16 protein-coding genes are annotated in these 19168 nt (G+C 49.6%); 10 read left to right on the forward strand and 6 right to left on the reverse strand.

Going from position 1 to position 19168, the window contains the following annotated elements:
• Positions 1-10: 10 nt before the first annotated feature.
• A complete protein-coding gene (locus XMA152_RS07240) occupies positions 11-244 on the reverse strand; it encodes a hypothetical protein (RefSeq protein ID WP_173481580.1) in 234 nt (77 codons plus the stop codon).
• 249 nt (positions 245-493) lie between these two features.
• The gene (locus tag XMA152_RS07245) at positions 494-2386 is read right to left on the reverse strand and encodes a propionyl-CoA synthetase (protein ID WP_173483190.1); all 1893 of its coding nucleotides are present in this window, start codon (positions 2384-2386) and stop codon (positions 494-496) included.
• Positions 2387-2671: 285 nt separating this feature from the next.
• Between XMA152_RS07245 and XMA152_RS07250 the strand changes: the two genes are divergently transcribed.
• The 3 genes from XMA152_RS07250 to XMA152_RS07260 are packed head-to-tail and all read left to right on the forward strand — an operon-like array spanning position 2672 to position 4578.
• Positions 2672-3373, forward strand: coding sequence for an energy-coupling factor ABC transporter ATP-binding protein (locus XMA152_RS07250; protein ID WP_173483191.1), 702 nt, complete (start codon positions 2672-2674; stop codon positions 3371-3373).
• Entirely contained in the window at positions 3370-3978 is a 609-nt protein-coding gene (locus XMA152_RS07255; protein ID WP_173483192.1) for an energy-coupling factor transporter transmembrane protein EcfT, read from the forward strand. The genes XMA152_RS07250 and XMA152_RS07255 overlap by 4 nt, the downstream gene beginning before the upstream one ends.
• Positions 3979-4017: 39 nt before the next feature.
• Positions 4018-4578 carry a biotin transporter BioY gene (locus XMA152_RS07260; protein ID WP_371731723.1) on the forward strand — a complete coding sequence of 187 codons (561 nt, stop codon included), beginning with the start codon at positions 4018-4020 and terminating at the stop codon, positions 4576-4578.
• Positions 4579-4640: 62 nt separating this feature from the next.
• Here the strand turns inward: XMA152_RS07260 and panD are convergent, their stop codons facing one another.
• A complete protein-coding gene (gene panD / locus XMA152_RS07265) occupies positions 4641-5075 on the reverse strand; it encodes an aspartate 1-decarboxylase (protein WP_173481584.1) in 435 nt (144 codons plus the stop codon).
• A 232-nt stretch (positions 5076-5307) separates the two neighbouring features.
• On the opposite strand from panD, the gene metH reads away from it, so the two are divergent.
• Positions 5308-9018 (forward strand): methionine synthase, encoded by a 3711-nt coding sequence (gene metH / locus XMA152_RS07270; RefSeq protein WP_371813294.1) that lies wholly within the window; start codon positions 5308-5310, stop codon positions 9016-9018.
• 403 nt (positions 9019-9421) lie between these two features.
• Complete coding sequence (locus XMA152_RS07275) at positions 9422-11644, forward strand: NADP-dependent isocitrate dehydrogenase (protein WP_173481586.1); 2223 nt, start codon at positions 9422-9424, stop codon at positions 11642-11644.
• A gap of 218 nt (positions 11645-11862) precedes the next feature.
• Here XMA152_RS07275 and XMA152_RS07280 read toward each other — a convergent pair whose 3' ends face one another.
• A complete protein-coding gene (locus XMA152_RS07280; RefSeq protein WP_173483194.1) occupies positions 11863-12720 on the reverse strand; it encodes a DMT family transporter in 858 nt (285 codons plus the stop codon).
• On the reverse strand, positions 12717-15623 hold the full coding sequence (locus tag XMA152_RS07285) for an insulinase family protein (RefSeq protein WP_371813295.1): 2907 nt from the start codon (positions 15621-15623) through the stop codon (positions 12717-12719). The genes XMA152_RS07280 and XMA152_RS07285 overlap by 4 nt, the downstream gene beginning before the upstream one ends.
• A 240-nt stretch (positions 15624-15863) precedes the next feature.
• On the opposite strand from XMA152_RS07285, the gene XMA152_RS07290 reads away from it, so the two are divergent.
• From XMA152_RS07290 to XMA152_RS07310, 5 genes are all read left to right on the forward strand, one after another.
• Entirely contained in the window at positions 15864-16544 is a 681-nt protein-coding gene (locus XMA152_RS07290; protein ID WP_173481588.1) for a Bax inhibitor-1/YccA family protein, read from the forward strand.
• Positions 16545-16977: 433 nt separating this feature from the next.
• Positions 16978-17376 carry a sulfurtransferase complex subunit TusD gene (gene tusD / locus XMA152_RS07295; protein ID WP_173481589.1) on the forward strand — a complete coding sequence of 133 codons (399 nt, stop codon included), beginning with the start codon at positions 16978-16980 and terminating at the stop codon, positions 17374-17376.
• Positions 17373-17729, forward strand: a complete 357-nt coding sequence (gene tusC, locus XMA152_RS07300) for a sulfurtransferase complex subunit TusC (RefSeq protein WP_173481590.1) — start codon at positions 17373-17375, stop codon at positions 17727-17729. The genes tusD and tusC overlap by 4 nt, the downstream gene beginning before the upstream one ends.
• A complete protein-coding gene (gene tusB, locus XMA152_RS07305) occupies positions 17722-18027 on the forward strand; it encodes a sulfurtransferase complex subunit TusB (protein WP_173481591.1) in 306 nt (101 codons plus the stop codon). The genes tusC and tusB overlap by 8 nt, the downstream gene beginning before the upstream one ends.
• Entirely contained in the window at positions 18027-18368 is a 342-nt protein-coding gene (locus tag XMA152_RS07310) for a TusE/DsrC/DsvC family sulfur relay protein (RefSeq protein WP_173481592.1), read from the forward strand. Before tusB ends, XMA152_RS07310 begins: the two co-directional genes overlap by 1 nt.
• 5 nt (positions 18369-18373) lie before the next feature.
• On the opposite strand, the gene XMA152_RS07315 is transcribed toward XMA152_RS07310, so the two are convergent.
• Positions 18374-19153 carry a TatD family hydrolase gene (locus tag XMA152_RS07315; protein WP_173483195.1) on the reverse strand — a complete coding sequence of 260 codons (780 nt, stop codon included), beginning with the start codon at positions 19151-19153 and terminating at the stop codon, positions 18374-18376.
• Positions 19154-19168: the final 15 nt, after the last annotated feature.

Below are 19168 nucleotides of genomic sequence, written 5' to 3' on the forward strand. Positions count from 1 at the left end.
AAGACAGTTATTAGTGCTGTGTACGCATCAACGGTGAGCTGAACACCTGCTGGATAGCACGATGATTAACAACCTGCGCAGCTACTTTAGACGCTTTTTTCTGAGCCTGAACAACAAGCGCTGCCAATTCAGAGCGACGAATCTGTTTTGCATTCCACTCAACCAGAGCGATCTTTTCTGACTCGCTTAGGTCGTTGCTGTCTAGAAGTTCTAGAAGTGTTTTTTGATCAAGGATCTGTGACATGAGGTCATCCTCCACTGTTTAATTAAGTTGGCGCTAATATATTCGACCAAGGTATTAGTCAGCAAGAGAGGCTTTTTCACAGAATAGGTGAGTTTAGTTCAACAAAAGGTAGAAGAACTGTAGGAGCCTTATCGAAGATGAGGCGATCCATCATCGCGACCTTTTCAAGATCGCTCCAACTATTCACCTGCGCTCAATAAACAAAAAAGCGAGCCTGAGGCTCGCTTTTCATTCACAAGGTAAATTCAATTACCCAGCAATCATTCCATTCTCACGCATGATGCCTTCGATCTCTGGCAAGCTGGCTGGATCATCGATGGTTGATGGTACTGTGTACTCTTGGCCATCAGCGATCTGACGCAGTAGCTTACGTAGGATTTTGCCTGAACGAGTTTTAGGCAGACGTTTAACCACTGCCGTGCGCTTGTAACAGGCGATTGGGCCAATCTCTTTACGAATGTTAGCAACCAATTCCGCTGAAAGTTGCTCATCTGAGATATCAGCTCCGTCTTTCAGAATGACAAGACCAACAGGCTCCTGACCTTTTAGCTGCTCAGAAATACCGATTACGGCACACTCTGCAACGGCTGGGTGCGCAGCTACGATCTCTTCCATCTCACCCGTCGATAGACGGTGACCGGCAACGTTAATCACATCATCGGTACGACCCATGATGAAGACATAGCCATCTTCATCTTTATAGCCACCGTCGCCCGAGGTGTAGAAACCTTCGACATCTGACAGGTAACCCGACTTGAAGCGATCGAAATCACCCCAAACGGTTGGCAAACAGCTTGGTGGTAGTGGCAGTTTGATAGCGATAGATCCCTGCTGACCTGCTGGTAATTCATTACCCGCTTCGTCAACAATCTGCACATTAAAGCCTGGGCTTGGCAGCGTTGCTGATCCGGCTTTTGGTGGCATCGGCTCGACACCCATCAAGTTGCCACAGATCGCCCAACCGGTCTCCGTCTGCCACCAGTGATCAATAACGGGTTTACCGGTTTTCTCAACGGTCCAATCATAGGTTGGTGGATCGAGACGCTCACCCGCCATGAAGATAGTTTGCAGTTCAGACAGGTCGTATTTACCCACTTCCTGAGCTTCGGGGTCTTCCTTCTTAATCGCACGAAAAGCGGTCGGTGCAGCAAATAGAATCTTAGCTTTGTACTCTTCACAGACACGCCAGAAAGCGCCAGCGTCCGGTGTACGAACCGGCTTACCTTCATAAACAATCGTACTACAGCCAGCCAGAAGTGGTCCGTAAACAATATAAGAGTGACCAACAACCCAACCTACATCCGAAGCGGCCCAGTAAACATCACCCGCTTTCACGTTGTAGATCGCTTTCATTGAGTAGTTCAGTGCGGTCGCATGACCACCATTATCACGAACGACACCCTTAGGTTTGCCCGTAGTACCTGAGGTGTAAAGAATGTATAGAGGATCTGTACCTTTAACCGCCACTGGCTCTGCTGGCGTCGCGTTAGCCATCTCTTCAGCCCAGTCACAATCACGTGGAGCCGTTAGCTCGGCCGTCACCTCTTCACGCTGGAAGACAATAACAGACTCCGGCTTATGCTCAGACAGGTTAATCCCTTCATCTACCATCGGCTTGTAAGGAAGTACCTTGGCAACTTCGACACCGCAAGAAGCCGTCACAATCGCCTTAGGTTGTGCATCATCGATACGTACAGCAAGCTCGTTAGGCGCAAAGCCACCAAATACAACTGAGTGGATGGCACCTAAGCGTGCAACCGCCAGCATGGCAACCACGGCTTCAGGAATCATTGGCATGTAGATAACGACACGATCGCCCTTCTCGACCCCTTTAGATTTCAAAACACCCGCAAAGCGTGACACCTGATCTTTCAGTTCAGAGTAGGTCACAGTGCGTTTAGTGTTAGTTACTGGTGAATCATAGAGTAGAGCCGCTTGATCACCGCGACCCTGTTCGACATGGTAGTCAACAGCCATGTAAGAGGTGTTCATCTCACCATCAGCAAACCAACGATCGATGCCATTCTCATCTTTCGAAAGAATCGTTTTTGGTGCTTTAAACCATGGCAGATCCGCCGCTTTCTCAGCCCAAAACGCTTCTGGTTGCTCAATCGACTTAGTGTATTCGCTTAGGTAAGACATACTCATTCCTCATTAACTGACGAGATGTGATTATTTTTAGACGCTCGATATGAGCACTTTTCTAAAATAAGATTGTCGACACTTTACCGGAAAAGATTGGGGATTTATTTACGACTTATGGCGATATTGTCGACAATCCTATCCATCCTTATAACCAGATAAATGGATTTAAGGCACTTTTATCGCCAGCATGTAGTTCTACTACAGCCCTATTTGGGTTGGATTTGTTCGAAAGCATAGGCTACTCTGCGTCCACATTTTGAAAAGTTACATACCCTTTTATTAATGCACACCCCATCCATAGAGTTAAGTCACGTCACTCTGACTAGAGAGGGACGCACCATCTTCGATGATCTGACGCTGTCACTTAATGAGTCACGCATTGGTATTATCGGGTTTAATGGCAGTGGCAAAAGCAGCCTGATTCGCCTGCTTAACGGTTTACTTACCGCCGACAGCGGCACCATCAGCATCAACGGCAAAGACCCATCGAAAGGGCCTGCCGCCATGTCGACTGAAGTCGGTTTTGTATTTCAAAATCCAGATCACCAACTGATCTTCCCTACCGTGCTTGAGGAGTTGATCTTTGGTCTGCAAAACCAGGGCAAAGATAAGTCAGAGTCAGAAGCCGAAGCACTCGCACTATTAAAAGAGCACGATCGACTGGATTGGAAAGATCTTCCGGTCCACAGCCTCTCTGAAGGACAAAAGCAGTTGATCTGTATTTTCTCGGTACTCCTATTGAAGCCTAAAGTTATTGTCTTCGATGAACCCTTCTCTGCACTTGATCTACCCACTCGATATCAGCTTCAGAAAGTGATCAGCACTCTGTCCCAGCAGGTCATTATGATCAGTCACGAGCTAGACGGTTTTGACGGGTTTGATCGACTGGTATGGCTAGGTGATCAAGGGGTCGTAAAAGACGGTCCCACTGAAGAGGTGATCACTGACTATAAACAGCATGCTGTTAAGACCGCTGAGTCATGATGAGTCTCTACCTTGCACAAATATCCTGGCTGCACCGTCTGCCGGCCGGGCTAAAGCTCCTCTGTTTAGCCATCGCCACGGTACTGCTCTATCCTGTAAAAGAGGTAGGAATCATCTCATTAGCCGTTGCTGTAACGCTAGGGATTTACGTCAGCTTGGGCAGATCTGGCTTGGCGCAACTGAAACTATTGAAACCGCTGTTCTGGATGATGCTGGCAATCTTTGCCTTGCAGTATTGGACCATGGGGCTTGCCGAGGCTTGGATACTACTGGGTCGCATGTTGGTGCTTATCCTGCTGGCTAATGCCATCAGCATGACTACACGCATGGATGAGATGAACGCGGTTTTTCAATTTTTGCTAACGCCACTTCGATGGCTGGGTGTTCAGACCCAACGAATCGCGTTTGCACTCTCTTTACTGATACGGTTTGTTCCTGTGTTGGTCTCGTTTATGCATGCCCTGTTAGCGGCATGGCGAGCACGTGGTGGACAACGTCGCTATTGGCAAATTATAGCCCCATTAGTGGTACAGGCACTTAGAATGTCTGACCAGGTGGCTGAAGCGGTCGCCGCTCGTGGCGGCATACCAAAAATTAAAAACTAGAGAGCCATTTCGGCTTCAAGCAACTCAAAAGGAGTCACTGTGAGTGAAATAACGAAAGACAAACAGGTTGTTCAAATTGCAATCTTCGCGGCGCTGCTAGCAGCACTGGGCTTTATCCCGCCAATCCCATTTGCGACGGGTGTTCCTATCTCAGCTCAATCGCTGGGCGTTATGCTAGCGGGCACGATTTTGGGCGCACGTAATGGTGCTCTATCGATGATTCTGTTCCTAGTCGTCGTGGCTCTAGGTGCTAACCTTTTGGCTGGTGGTCGTGGCGGTCTTGGCGTCTTTGCAGGCCCTACTGCTGGCTTCCTATTTGCTTTCCCATTTGCTGCGTTCACAGCAGGCCTTCTGACACGCTCACTGTCAGGTAAATTCTCCCTCACCATTGCAGCAGGCATTGGTGCTCTGGTTGGCGGCATTGTCGTGATGTACCTCTTTGGTATTGCTGGATTCAAACTGGTCACTGGACGTACATGGCTTGAGTCACTGATGATCATGTGGGTCTACATTCCAGGTGACGCAGTGAAGGTCGTTCTTGCAGCGGTCGTAACAGGTGCAGTCGCTCGAGCGCTTCCGGGCACTTACGCCAACAAGTAACACCAACATTGAACACAAAAAAACCCGCTACTTGGCGGGTTTTTTTTACTTCTAGAAACGACTTACATTGAAGCAGGCTGAACAGGAATCGCTTTTTTCACACCGGTCAACTTGTTACGAGCGCGGATCTCTTCATCGGAGACTCCGTCTACCTCATCAAACTTAGCGCCTTCGAAATAGCAGAGCGTTGGTTGGAAGCCATCCAGTTCTGAACTATCTAGCTGGACGTAAGCGGCAATAATAAGCAGGTCGCCCTTGTTCGCTTTATGAGCCGCAGCACCGTTCACAGAGATTACACCGCTGCCACGCTCAGCACTGATAACGTAGGTCGAAAAACGTTCGCCGTTATTGATGTTATAGATCTCAATTTTCTCATACTCATGAATACCTGAAGCATCTAGAAGGTCCTGATCAATGGCGCAAGAGCCTTCGTAGTGCAGTTCAGCATGAGTGGCTGTCACGCGGTGCAGCTTCGCTTTTAAGAAAGTTTGTAGCATATCTATAACCCATGAATTGGTTGGGGATTCTATCCCTGAGTCGAACGAGGTCGCGATTTTACTCTTATCATCTAAATTTTGCACCTGCGTAATCGTTCTAACAATATTCAACGTCAATTCAGGTTAAACATGAGCTGATTTCAGTCAAAGATGAAATGCAATCAAAACCATTCCAATCAACTTGTTATAGAATATGCGCCTCAAAATTCGTTTAGATAAAAGGCGTGACAGCGTGCGTGACTATTCTGCAACAGATCAACTACTAAAACAGCTACTCAAAGAGCGCATCCTTATTCTGGATGGTGGCATGGGTACGATGATCCAGGGGTACAAGCTAGAAGAAGCCGACTACCGTGGTGAGCGCTTTGCAGATTGGCACTGTGACGTCAAAGGTAACAATGATCTATTGGTGTTAACGCAACCCAAGATCATCGAAGATATTCACTACGAGTACCTCAAAGCGGGCGCCGACATTATTGAAACCAACTCATTCAACGCGACCACCATCGCAATGGCCGACTATGAGATGGAATCGATCAACCACGAGATCAATGTCGAAGCGGCTAAAGTGGCACGTCGTGCTGCGGATCGCATGACGGCCGAGACACCGGACCGCCCTCGTTTTGTTGCAGGCGTGCTAGGCCCGACCAACCGCACCGCTACCATTTCACCCGATGTAAACGATCCCGGTTTTCGTAACATCACCTTTGATCAACTGGTTGAAGCGTACACCGAGTCGCTTGATGGTTTGATCACCGGTGGTGCAGACCTGATTCTGATCGAGACCATCTTCGATACCCTGAACGCTAAAGCGGCCGTTTTTGCCTGTGAACAGTACTTTGACGATCACAATTTAAGGCTCCCATTGATGATCAGTGGCACCATCACTGACGCTTCAGGCCGCACGCTCTCTGGCCAAACAACCGAGGCGTTCTGGAACTCTCTGCGTCACGCTAAACCACTCACCATCGGTTTGAACTGTGCCCTAGGCCCTAAAGAGTTACGCCAGTACGTAGAGGAGCTCTCGCGTATAGCGGATACTTTTGTCTCTGTTCACCCTAACGCGGGTCTACCTAACGCCTTTGGTGAATATGATGAATCGCCTGAAGAGATGCTGAGCGAAATTGCTGAATGGGTCGACTCTGGCTTCGTCAATGTCGTGGGTGGCTGTTGTGGCACAACCCCGGATCATATCCGTGTCATTCGCGAAGGGATCATCTCTAAAGCGCCACGTCAGATTCCAGATCTACCGATTGAGTGTCGCCTAGCCGGCCTAGAGCCTCTTAACATTGGGCCAGAGACTCTATTCGTTAACGTCGGTGAACGGACCAACGTTACCGGCTCTGCTCGTTTCCGCCGACTCATCAAAGAGGGTGACTACGAGACAGCACTCGAGGTCGCTCGTCAGCAGGTAGATAACGGTGCACAGATCATCGACATCAATATGGATGAGGGGATGCTGGATGCCGAAGCGGCCATGATCCGCTTCCTCAATCTGATTGCATCTGAGCCAGACATTTCTCGCGTGCCGATCATGCTCGACTCCTCAAAATGGGAGATCATCGAAGAGGGTCTAAAACGCATACAAGGTAAAGGCGTTGTTAACTCCATCTCACTCAAAGAGGGTGAAGAGAAGTTCATAGCTCAAGCCAAGCTGATTCGTCGCTACGGTGCTGCGGTGGTCGTGATGGCCTTTGATGAAGTGGGTCAAGCCGACACCTATGAGCGCAAGATTGAGATCTGTGAGCGCTCTTATCGCGTGCTGGTCGATACCGTAGGCTTCCCACCTGAAGATATCATTTTTGATCCGAACATCTTTGCCATTGCTACCGGCATCGAAGAGCACGACAACTACGCAGTCGACTTTATTGAGGCGACTGGTTGGATCAAAAAGAACCTACCGCACGCTATGATCTCGGGCGGTGTCTCCAACGTCTCGTTCTCGTTCCGTGGTAACGACAAGGTCCGCGAAGCGATCCACTGTGTATTCCTCTACCACGCCATCAAACAGGGCATGGACATGGGTATCGTCAATGCGGGTCAGTTGGCGATCTATGACGACCTACCTGAAGCGCTGCGTGAGCATGTTGAAGATATCGTACTTAACCGTCGCGAAGACGGTACCGAGCGAATGCTCGAGCACGCTGAACAGTATCGAGGTGATGCGGCCACTCAAGCGAACGGGGCTGATTTGGCATGGCGTGAACTGCCTGTCCAAGAGCGCCTATCGCACGCCCTAGTCAAAGGCATTGCCGATTACATCGATGAAGATACCGAAGAGTGTCGTCACCTGTACGATCGTCCACTGCACGTCATCGAAGGTCCATTAATGGATGGTATGGGCGTTGTAGGTGATCTGTTTGGCGCCGGTAAGATGTTCCTGCCTCAGGTGGTGAAATCGGCCCGCGTTATGAAGAAAGCGGTTGCCTATCTGATGCCTTACATTGAGGCGGAGAAAGATGGCAGCGAGTCGAGTTCAGCCGGCAAAGTGATCATGGCGACCGTCAAAGGTGACGTGCACGACATCGGCAAGAATATCGTTGGGGTGGTACTGCAGTGTAACAACTTCGAGATCATCGACCTCGGTGTCATGGTCCCCGCAGAGACTATTCTGAAAACAGCCCGCGAAGAGAACGCCGACATTATAGGTCTGTCTGGACTGATCACACCGTCACTGGATGAGATGGTGCATGTTGCTAAAGAGATGCAGCGCCAAGGCTTTGACATACCGCTGTTGATCGGCGGTGCAACCACGTCAAAAGCACACACTGCAGTTAAGATTGAACCTAGCTACCAGAACAACCAAGTGGTGCACGTAACCAACGCATCACGTTCGGTCGGTGTTGCCTCTGCCCTACTCTCGAAAGAGCGTAAAGAGCAGTTCATTGCCGACACTCGTGAAGAGTACCAGGCGGTTCGTGAGCGTCACCTGGCCCGTCAAAATGAGCAGCGTCGCGTCAACATCGATGCGGCTCGTGCGAATGCAGAACCGGTAAACTGGGAAGGCTACCTACCGCCAGTACCCAACAAACCTGGCATCCACACCCTCAATAATATTCCACTGGAATCACTGCTTGAGTTCATTGACTGGACACCCTTCTTCCAATCTTGGGAGCTGGCCGGCAAATACCCTCGCATCCTGACCGATGAGATTGTTGGCGAACAGGCAACTAAACTGTTTGAAGATGCCAAATCGATGCTAAATAAGATTGTTTCGGAAAAACTGTTAGAGGCACGCGCTGTCGTTGGGCTATTCCCAGCTAACCGCGTCGGTGATGACATCGAACTCTACAAGGACGAGAGTCGGACTGAGCTATTAACGACGGTTCACCACTTACGTCAGCAGACGCAAAAGATTGAAGGTCGATACAACCACTGTCTGTCGGACTACATTACGAGTAAAGAGAGTGGTACACCGGACTATCTAGGCGCCTTTGCCGTCACGGCGGGCATTGGTGTTGACGAGATGGTGGCCGAGTTCGAAAAAGACCATGACGACTACCAGTCGATTATGGTTAAAGCCCTAGCTGACCGTCTTGCCGAAGCGCTTGCCGAGAAACTGCACGCAGATGTCCGCAGGGATTATTGGGGCTATGCTTCTGAAGAGTCTCTCGATAACGAAGCGTTGATTCGCGAAGAGTATGTTGGCATTCGCCCAGCACCTGGCTACCCAGCCTGCCCTGACCACACCGAAAAAGGGTTACTGTGGGAGCTTCTGGATGTCGAGCAGCAGGTCGGCATGACGCTGACTGATAGCTTTGCCATGCTACCCACCGCCGCTGTCAGCGGATGGTACTTCAGCCACCCTGAGGCGAAGTACTTTGGTGTTGCCAAGATCAGCGAAGACCAGGTAGAGGACTACGCTCATCGTAAAGGGATGGAGTTGTCAGAAGCTGAGCGCTGGTTGGCACCGAATCTAGGGTATGAGCCGGAGTCGTTGTAAAAGCACGTGATTTGAATGCGGTGACAGGCTGAAGGCCTGTCACCGTTGTAATGACCTAACAACGCAGTGCCCGTGACTGGCTTTAGCCTGTCATCGGCATCACCAGCGTTTTCCAGAACCTCTGCGAACACCAGACAGCGGATGACAGGCTAAAGCCAGTCACCCGGTCTTAGCAAAACCTCTGGATAAACCACGCCAATCCACCTTATAACTTTCCCGACTTAACTTGATCCAAATCGACCTAGCACTCCTACACCTTAAGTCTTAGTCCCGCTCTGTAAAATAACTACACACCCCAGTATAATGCGCGCTGCGAAACTATCACCGCAGATTCCGAAGGAAATAAATTGAGGTCACAAACTTCAATTTGATGGAATCCTACCGTTAACATTTGGGGACTAGAATGGCTAAAAAACCAAGTACCATCGTCTACACACTCACTGACGAAGCACCAGCACTTGCGACAGCATCACTACTACCGATCGTACGTAAGTTTGCTAAAACCGCAGACATTAATGTTGAACTCTGCGACATCTCACTAGCAGGACGTATCCTCTCCTCTTTCCCCGAGTACCTTAACGATCAACAGAAGGTTGAAGACGGTCTAGCACAACTAGGTAACATGACCTCTGATCCAAACCTTAACCTGATCAAACTACCAAACATCTCAGCCTCTGTACCTCAGTTGAAAGCTGCAATTGCTGAACTTCAGGGCCAGGGCTACCACGTACCTGAATTCCCAGATGAGCCACGTAACGACAAAGAGATCGAGATCCGTGATCGTTACTCTAAGATTCTAGGTTCCGCTGTTAACCCTGTACTACGTCAGGGTAACTCAGACCGTCGTGCTCCAGCGGCTGTTAAAGCCTTTGCACGCAAGCACCCACACAGCATGGGTCAGTGGAGCAAAGCATCACGTACACACGCTGACTACATGAACGGCGGCGACTTCTTCTCAAGCGAACAGTCTGTAACGATGGAGAAGGACACTAAGGTCCGTATCGAGTTCATCTGTGGCGATGGCAACATCACCGTTAAGAAAGAGCTAGACCTTCAGAAAGGTGAAGTGCTTGACGGCATGTTCATGAGCGCTAAAGCGCTTCGCAATTTCTTCGAAGAGACTCTACAAGACTGTAAAGAGTCTGGCGTTATGTGGTCACTTCACGTAAAAGCGACCATGATGAAAGTCTCTCACCCTATCGTATTTGGTCACGCTGTGACTGTCTTCTACAAAGAGGTATGGGACAAGTGGGGCGAGCTGTTTGAAGAGCTAGGTGTTAACCCTAACAACGGTATGGGTAACATTCTTGATAAGCTTGAAACACTGCCTAACTCTAAGCGTGAAGAGATCCTAGAAGATATCCACGCAGCTGCACTGCACCGCCCAGAAATGGCGATGGTTGATTCCGTTAAAGGCATCACTAACCTTCACGTACCTTCAGACGTTATCGTCGACGCCTCTATGCCTGCGATGATCCGTAACTCAGGTAAGATGTGGGGCCCTGACGGCAAGACTAAAGACACTAAAGCGGTCATGCCTGAATCGACTTACGCTCGTATCTACCAGGAGATGATCAACTTCTGTAAGACTCACGGTGCATTCGATCCAACGACTATGGGTACCGTTCCAAACGTCGGTCTAATGGCGATGAAAGCGGAAGAGTACGGTTCGCACGATAAGACCTTCGAAATGGAAGAGGATGGCATCATGCGCGTCGTTGCTGAAGACGGCACTGTATTGATGGGCCACAAAGTTGAGAAAGGTGATATCTGGCGTGCGTGTCAGACCAAAGATGCTGCGATCCGTGACTGGGTTAAATTGGCTGTGACTCGTTCACGTCAATCAGACACTCCTGCGATCTTCTGGCTAGACGCTGAACGTGCCCACGACCGTGAACTTCGTAAGAAGGTAGAACTCTACCTACAAGAACACGACACTGAAGGTCTAGATCTTCGCATCATGTCTTACGTACGCGCGATGCGCTCTACTTGTGAGCGTCTAATCCGTGGCATGGATACCATCTCTGTTACCGGTAACGTACTTCGTGACTACCTAACCGACCTATTCCCAATCATGGAGCTAGGCACTTCTGCTAAGATGCTATCCGTTGTTCCAATGCTTGCGGGCGGCGGTATGTACGAAACAGGCGCTGGTGGTTCTGCACCTAAGCACGTACAGCAGGTTGTCGAAGAGAACCACCTACGTTGGGACTCATTAGGTGAATTCCTTGCAATCGGTGTCTCACTAGAAGAGCTAGGCATCAAAGAGAACAAACCACGTGCTAAAGTTCTTGCAGCAGCACTCGATCGTGCAACTGAAACACTACTTGAGCGTGGTAAGTCACCTTCTCGTCGTACTGGTGAACTGGACAACCGCGGAAGCCACTTCTACCTAGGCCTTTACTGGGCACAGGAACTTGCACAGCAGGAAGAAGATAAAGAGCTAGCAGCAACCTTCGCTAAAGTTGCTGAAGACCTAAGCGCTAACGAAGCGAAAATCCTAGAAGAGCTAGCAGCCGTTCAAGGCAACCCAGCGGATCTTCAGGGTTACTACCATGCACCGCTAGACGTTGTAACTAAGGTTATGCGCCCAAGTGAGACTCTAAACAGCATCATCGATGCCTAAGGGTTAGCGTGAATAAAAAAACCGCGGCTTGCCGCGGTTTTTTTGTTGGAGCGATCTTGAAAAGGTCGCGAAAAAGATCGCCTCATCTTCGATAAGGCTCCAACGTACTGGTGACAGGCTGAAGCCTGTCATCCGCTTTTAAATTACGTGCAGAGCTTGGCAGTAAACTAAAAGAGCGGGTGACAGGCTGAATACCAGTCACCGGCATACTGCCAATCCTACGCTTTCGCTTTCAACGTCATCACCCCACCCAACACAATTAACCCCATACCGGCAATCGTTAAGGTTGCTAGAGTCTCATCCCACAACAACCAACCGACCAGACTGGCTATGATGACTGAGCTGTAGGTGAATGGCCCAAGATAACCAGCGGGGGCGCTATGGTATGCCTTAGTCATTGAGAGTTGCGCCAAGGTCGATAGCGCAGCGATTCCAATAACACCCGCTAACTCAAACCAGCCCAGTGCCACCCACCCCTGCAGTGCAAAGGGTGCACTGAATAGTGACGCAAATAGCGAGAAGTAGAAGACCACCCTGCGAGAGGGTTCTGTATCTTTCATTTTACGCACGAAAATTTTTGCTTGAGCCCCCAGCACAGCACCAGCAAGGCCTATCAATACTGCCAGTTGCAAACCGGCATTGGCCGGATTAAGGACTAGTGCTACCCCAACAAACCCGATCGGTAGGGACCAAAAAAGAATGGGGTGGATCTTCTCTTTCAAGAACCAGAGCGCCAGCAGTGGCATGAACAGCGGTGCCGTCTGTTTTAATAGGGCTGCCGTACCCAGAGGAAGATGGGTCCAGCCATAGTAGAGACAGGACATAGCAGAGACACCAACCAGAGCCCTACCCAAATGAAGGTTGATGCGTGAGGTTTTCAGCGAGATCCCCTTCGCACCCAACACCAGTGGTAGCATAATGAGCAGACCAAAGGCGTTTCGTAAGAAGACCAACTGTGCAACCGAGAGCGACTCAGCAACGGTTCGAATTAACACACCGGTAGCCACCAAGACAGCTTCTGCAAAAATAACTAACAGAACTCCTTTTAAGAGCTGGTTCGCCCCCTGCTCACTCACAACGAGAATCGCTGGTAGTCGTCAGAGAGAGTCTCTGCCGTTTTAGCGCTGGTCACAATCGCTTCATAGCCCTCTTCAGGGTTTGATAGATACTGATTAACGACGCGCTCAATATCACCTAAGGTGACAGCTAACACTCTTGAGCGATACTCCATGCGTTGTTCCGGTGTACGGCCAAAGAGCGCATTCAGGTGAGTCGCTTTAGCTTCGCCAGCCGGTGAACCCGGTTTATCGATCGAACTGATCACACCCAAGATTGCCTCTTCCAACTTTTCAGAATCCGCACCACCGTCAAGCAACCAAGCCACTGATTGATCGAAATGGTTGATCGTCTCGATGCTGTTGGGATCACGGTAGCTGTAGAAACGGAATAGCCCGTCACCACTGTCTTGGCTAGCACCCGAACCGTAAGCACCACCCTGCTCTCGAATGGCACGATGCAGGTAACCGTTGCGGAGAATCTCACCAGCAACGGTCAACGCGGCGGCATCTGGATGCGCAACAGTAACGGTCCTGAAGACCTTGGCACAGAAGTTTACCTGTGTATTAACAATCCAAGCCTGCTGCTTCACTGGCGCTTCAGCCGATACTTGGAAAGGCTTATCGACCGAACCAGAGGATAGACGCGCGAACTCTTTTTCAAACTGGCGCAGACAGCTCTCTTTATGCTCTGAATCAGCCACTAACAGCGCTTTAGGGCTAGAGGCCATTATTGCTTGGTGAATGCCTCTAAGCTCTTCAGCCAGGGCGTTCAACTGGCTTTCATCACTGGATTGATCAGCCAACTCACGGGCCAATTTAATCGATGGCAAACCTCTAGAGGCGTGTGAGAAACCGGCCCCAGGTGCTAGACCTGCACTGGCGGCCAAAATCGCTAACGAGTGACCCTGCCCAGTAACAGACTGCTCTTTTCGAGACGCGTTCTGGTTTAGCAACTCAGCAATACGAGCCGTCTCATTAAAAGGTGCTGAAACCAACATATCGGCCATCAACTCAGAGAGTGCCGCTTGATTAACAACCAACCCTTTGCCGGATAAGATCAGGATAGCGCGCAGTTGCGTCGCATCATCGGTCGCCGCTCGCGCATTGATAGAAGCTGAGATTCCACCACTGATGGCACTCTCCAATGCCTGGTGCTCTTTGTAGGTTCGGCCAGCACTACCCAATTCCGTTAGACACTGAGTGTAGAGTGGTAGAAGGGTCTGCTGCCTTGCCGTTAGTTCTGGCAGATCAAACAGCAGCTGTTGGTAGACGATGCCATTGGTGCCGGCTGTAAACCAAGTAGTGGAATCATTGACCTGATCACCTACCGGGAAGTGACATTCAACAGGAACATCCTCTAAGGTCACTTTTGGCAGCAGTGAAGGGTCATCGGCTTGGGTTTGACGCTCTTCGAGCTGTTTAGCGAGCGCATCGATCGACTCTAACGCTTCACGACTCAAACTCTGTTTGTATTGGGCCAGACGATCCGCCTCAGCCTGATCTTTACGCTGACTCAATTCGGTATCAGGCCTTAGAGTGAGTAGCACACGGTGCGGGTTATCGAGCAACCAAGTTTTTACTAGATTCGGAATGAACTGAGGGTCTTTAATCTCCTCTCGTAGTTGATCCAGAACAGAGTCAATATTGAGGCTCGCAATGGCATCACCACGGTGAATCGCATTTGATAGGGAGGCTAGGATTAGCGACATACCAAAGGGGTAGTGATCACCAGTAATTTCTCGTTGTTGAAGCTCCAACTGGTGCAGTTGGGCGGCCACAACGGATGGATCAACACCCTGATCAACCACCTCTTGCAGCGTATCCAACACCAGCTGCTCAAACTGCGCCGCTCGCTCAGGCTCACTCCCCTCGATACCACAGAGGAATGACATTTCGCGATTAGAGTCCTCGATACCACAAAGCGGTGAAGGTGCAGCTCCTAAATCTGTTGACTCTAGAGCGGCTCGCAGGGGTGAACTGGAATTATCCAACAGAACGCGTGACAGAAGTTGCCCCTCAAGCTCTGCCTTAAGATCGATCGACGGTTTGGTCAACCAACCAATGACATGATGGGTCTTACCCTCTGTCTCACCCTGATCGAGTGGGTAGGCCTCTTCTACCTTGATCGGGGCAAAGTAACGCTTCTCATCAGGCACACTTAATTCAGAATCGAGTCGTTCAAAACGATTAAACGCCTGCTCTTCAAAGCGACGCTGTAATTCGTCAACGGGAATATCACCAAAGGTCATGACAATGGCATTACTTGGGTGATAGTGGGTCTCATGAAAGGCTTTTAACTGATCGTATGTCAGATCTGGAATATCCGCAGGTTCTCCGCCCGAGTTGTAGTGGTAGGTCGTCGTTGGGAAAAGGTATTTAGAGACGGTTTGCCACAGCACCGATGTGGTTGAGCTCATGGCCCCCTTCATCTCGTTGAATACGACTCCTTTAAAGAGCAGGTCCGACTCTGGATTACCCGCTTCCGCTAGCTCTACACGGTGTCCCTCTTGCGCAAAATCTAATGGGTCGAGACGCGGGAAAAATGCAGCATCAAGATAGACATCCAAGAGATTGAAAAAGTCTTTACGGTTCTGGCTGGCAAAGGGGTACGCAGTCCAATCGCTGCTGGTAAACGCGTTCATGAAGGTATTCAGTGAACGGCGAGTCATCATGAAGAAGGGATCACGAACAGGAAAACGCTCACTACCACAAAGCGCTGTATGTTCGAGGATATGAGCCACCCCGGTTGAATCTTCAGGCATGGTTCTGAAGGCCACTAAGAAGACGTTTTCATCATAATCAGTTGCAAGGTGGAAGTGCTTAGCCCCTGTCGCCTTGTGCTCATACTCGCTCATTTCGATTCCGAGCGAGTTGATCATTTCTGAACGGATAAATTGAAAACTCTCGTGTGCTTGTGCCAAACCCAACAACCCTTTAATAAAAATTTATTGCAGAATTGTACCGGCATTGAATCATTTAAGCATCCACTTCGAACCAATCGATATTACTTAAAAGCCCCATATTTACTGGGGGTTAAGGTTAAAAATCATAACTAAAAACTTGAAATCTTGAGTAAAATGCTCAACATTATAAAGAGCTATAAAACTAAAGCGTTCAGGTTGTAATAAACCGAACCAAACCAGCAACGAGAAGAGGACATTATGGCCACTTACGACAGTATCAACACACAAGCACAGGGTGCCGTACGCGATACCAATAAAATGATTCGCAACACATACATGCTGCTTGCGATGACCATGGTATTCAGTACCGTCACTGCCGTTATCTCTATGGCGATCAACCCACCGTTTATCGTCTACCTAGGAAGCATCATCGTCAGCTTCATTATGCTTTTTGTCATCAACAAGAAGCAGAATACAGCCGCTGCACTTCCATTGACCTTCCTTTTCACAGGTTTAATGGGTTTTGGTCTAGGACCAATCCTTAACTCCTACCTAGCACTACCGAATGGCGGTCAAATTGTAGCGACGGCTCTGGGTATGACTGCTGTAACCTTCTTCGGTCTAACGGGCTACGTCATGTCTAGCCGCCGTGATTTTAGCTTCATGGGTGGATTCCTGGCTGCGGGCTCTATCGTACTGATCGTAGCAATGCTTGCGATGTTCATCCTGCCTCTGTTCGGTGTGGATGTATCAGGCATGCAGCTTGCTTTCTCTGCCGCGGTTGTATTCCTAATGGCAGGTTTCCTTCTGTACGATACAAGCAACATCATCAACGGTACCTACACTAACTACATCATGGCGACGGTGGGTCTCTACCTAAACGTCTACAACTTGTTTGTTCACCTACTGAGCCTAGTGGGTGCGTTTAACGACGACTAATTTGTTGTTTGAGTTTCTTTAAAAATCCCCGCAATAGCGGGGATTTTTTGTTGGAGGCATATCGAAGAGGTGGCGATCTTTTCGGTGGCAGTAATTTGCTCCTGCAATGACTGCATATAGACCATCCCTGGACTTAACTGGCCTTCAGCCTGTCAACCGCAGGTAGGCTTTATTACCAATCTGGAAAACACCGATATAGCAGATGACAGGCTAAAGCCAGTCACTGGTGCCGTTAGCTAAATTCACGTTAATACACATCGCGGCCTTTTCAAGACCGCTCCAACATTGCCAGATTCGAACTTCATGCCAGTCGTCCACGTCCGATCGAGAGTGCCAATGGCCAGCCTTTAGGCTGGGTATTCGCTTTTGATCTTCAATAACAAAACACCCACAAAGATGTGCCTATCAAAAATAAGTTGTTAGAATTCTCACCATGAAATACACCCTCATCATTCAATCCGCGCCGATCGATCATCAGAGCAGCCATACCGCTTTGCGCTTTGCTCGTACGCTTTTGAAGGCGGGTCATAGCATTGAGCGCCTATTTTTTTATGGTGCTGGGGTTCACAATGCGACCAGTCACAGTGTTGCTCCGCAAGATGAGTTAAACCTGCCTGAGCAGTGGCAGCAGTTTGTTACTCAACACTCACTGGATGCTGTTGTCTGCATTGCGGCGGCGGTACGGCGTGGGGTTATTAACTCAGCGGAGAGTAGCCGCTACAGCAAGACGGGTGACAATTTAGCGGACGGCTATGATCTATCGGGTCTGGGGCAGCTAGTCGCCAGTGCGGTGGAATCTGACCGTGTCGTTACCTTTGGGGCTGGTTCATGAAACAGTTTCTTGTGATCACCTCTTCAGCACCTTATGGAAGCGCTCAAGCCCGAGAGGCAACTGACCTTGCTTTGGCTGCCGCTCTGTTTGATCAGAAGGTCTCTCTTCTGTTTCAGGGTGATGGCGTGTTCCAACTGCTACCGGATCAAAACCCAGCAGTGATAGAGCAGAAAAACCTTTCCGCCATGCAGCAGGCGCTTCCGCTCTACGATGTAGAGGATCTCTTCTATTGTGCTGACTCTTTAGAGGAGCGAGGCATTACTCAAGACAAGCTTGCTCTGCCGGCAAAAGCGTTGAGTCGTTCTGAGATCGCACTACTCATTCGCCAACAGGATCATATTTTCCATGTCTAGCTCCAACGACAAGATCAGAGGCACTCTCTACATCGTCAATACACCGCCTAACAGCCCCAACAAGCTTCAGGCATGCCTTGAGCTACTGCAGGCTGATGATCATCTACTTCTTATCGAAAATGGCGTCTACTGGGCTTCTGAAGGCTTAAGCCGTTCATTACAAGAACTCCCCTGCCCCGCGACGGTTTTAGAGTGCGATTGCCAGGCTCGTGGGGTCCTTAGTTCATTACCGACCTGTAGCGATGGTGGGTTTGTCGATCTGACGATTCAGTATCCGCGCTCTGTGAGTTGGTTCTAATGAGTGATCTGCTGGTTAACGGTGTTAGCTACCCATTGGATGCCGAAGGGTACCTAGAAAATTTAACTCAGTGGAATGTTGAGCTGGCTGAGTCCTTTGCAGAGAGCATTGATCTAGAGCTTACAGAAGCTCACTGGGAATTGATTGACCTGATGCGTCAGTTCTATCAAGAGTTTGAACTATCCCCTGCGATGCGTCCGTTCATCAAATACACCACACTGCATCTGGGGGCTGATAAAGGGAAAAGTATCTACCTAATGCAGCTCTTTCCTGGCGAGGGTAGCCCGGTTAAACGTATTGCCCTGATTGCAGGACTGCCTAAACCGGACAACTGTCTGTAGGTTATCTAAACCGCTTTTTTGAACAGGCGGTGGAAGTTAGCCGCTGAACGTTCAGCCACCTCTTCTACTCGTAGCCCTTTAAGATCAGCAACGCACTGTGCGACTTCTGCGACGTAACCTGGTTGGTTCGGTTTACCGCGATAAGGTACAGGCGCTAGATAGGGTGAATCGGTCTCAATGAGGAACTTATCCAATGGAACCGCTTTAACGACCTCGCGAAGATCTGCGGCGTTCTTAAAGGTGATAATGCCTGAGAAAGAGATCATAAAGCCGAGCTCAATTGAGCGCATCGCCATCTCCATCGTCTCTGTAAAACAGTGCATCACCCCAGCAGTCTTTGGATCCGCATGCTCCTGCATCACCTCAAGCGTCTCTTCTCTCGCTTCACGTGTGTGAATGATGACGGGGAGATCCAACTCACTTCCCAGCTTTAAGTGGTTAGCAAAACTCTCTACCTGCTGCTCTTTGGTATCCGTCTTATAGAAGAAATCGAGTCCAGTCTCACCTAAGGCAACGACACGCTGATTAGCCGCAACCGCTTGGCGAATCTGAGCTTCATCCCAAGGACTCTCTTCGACGTGGCATGGGTGAATGCCAACCGAAGCGTAGACATCAGACTGTCCCTCTATCGCCTCCAACATCGCAGGGTAGAGATTCATATCGATACCGACACAGAGCATTTTAGATACACCGCGTTGACGCGCATCATTAAGCAGCTCAGTCAGTGAATCGTTATGTTTGGAGAGATCTAAACGGTCTAAGTGACAATGAGAATCGATGAACATGATTGTAAACTTTGA

Origin of the sequence: Marinobacterium sp. xm-a-152, from assembly GCF_013282965.1 — a bacterium.
In the GTDB taxonomy this organism is placed as follows: domain Bacteria; phylum Pseudomonadota; class Gammaproteobacteria; order Pseudomonadales; family Balneatricaceae; genus Marinobacterium_E.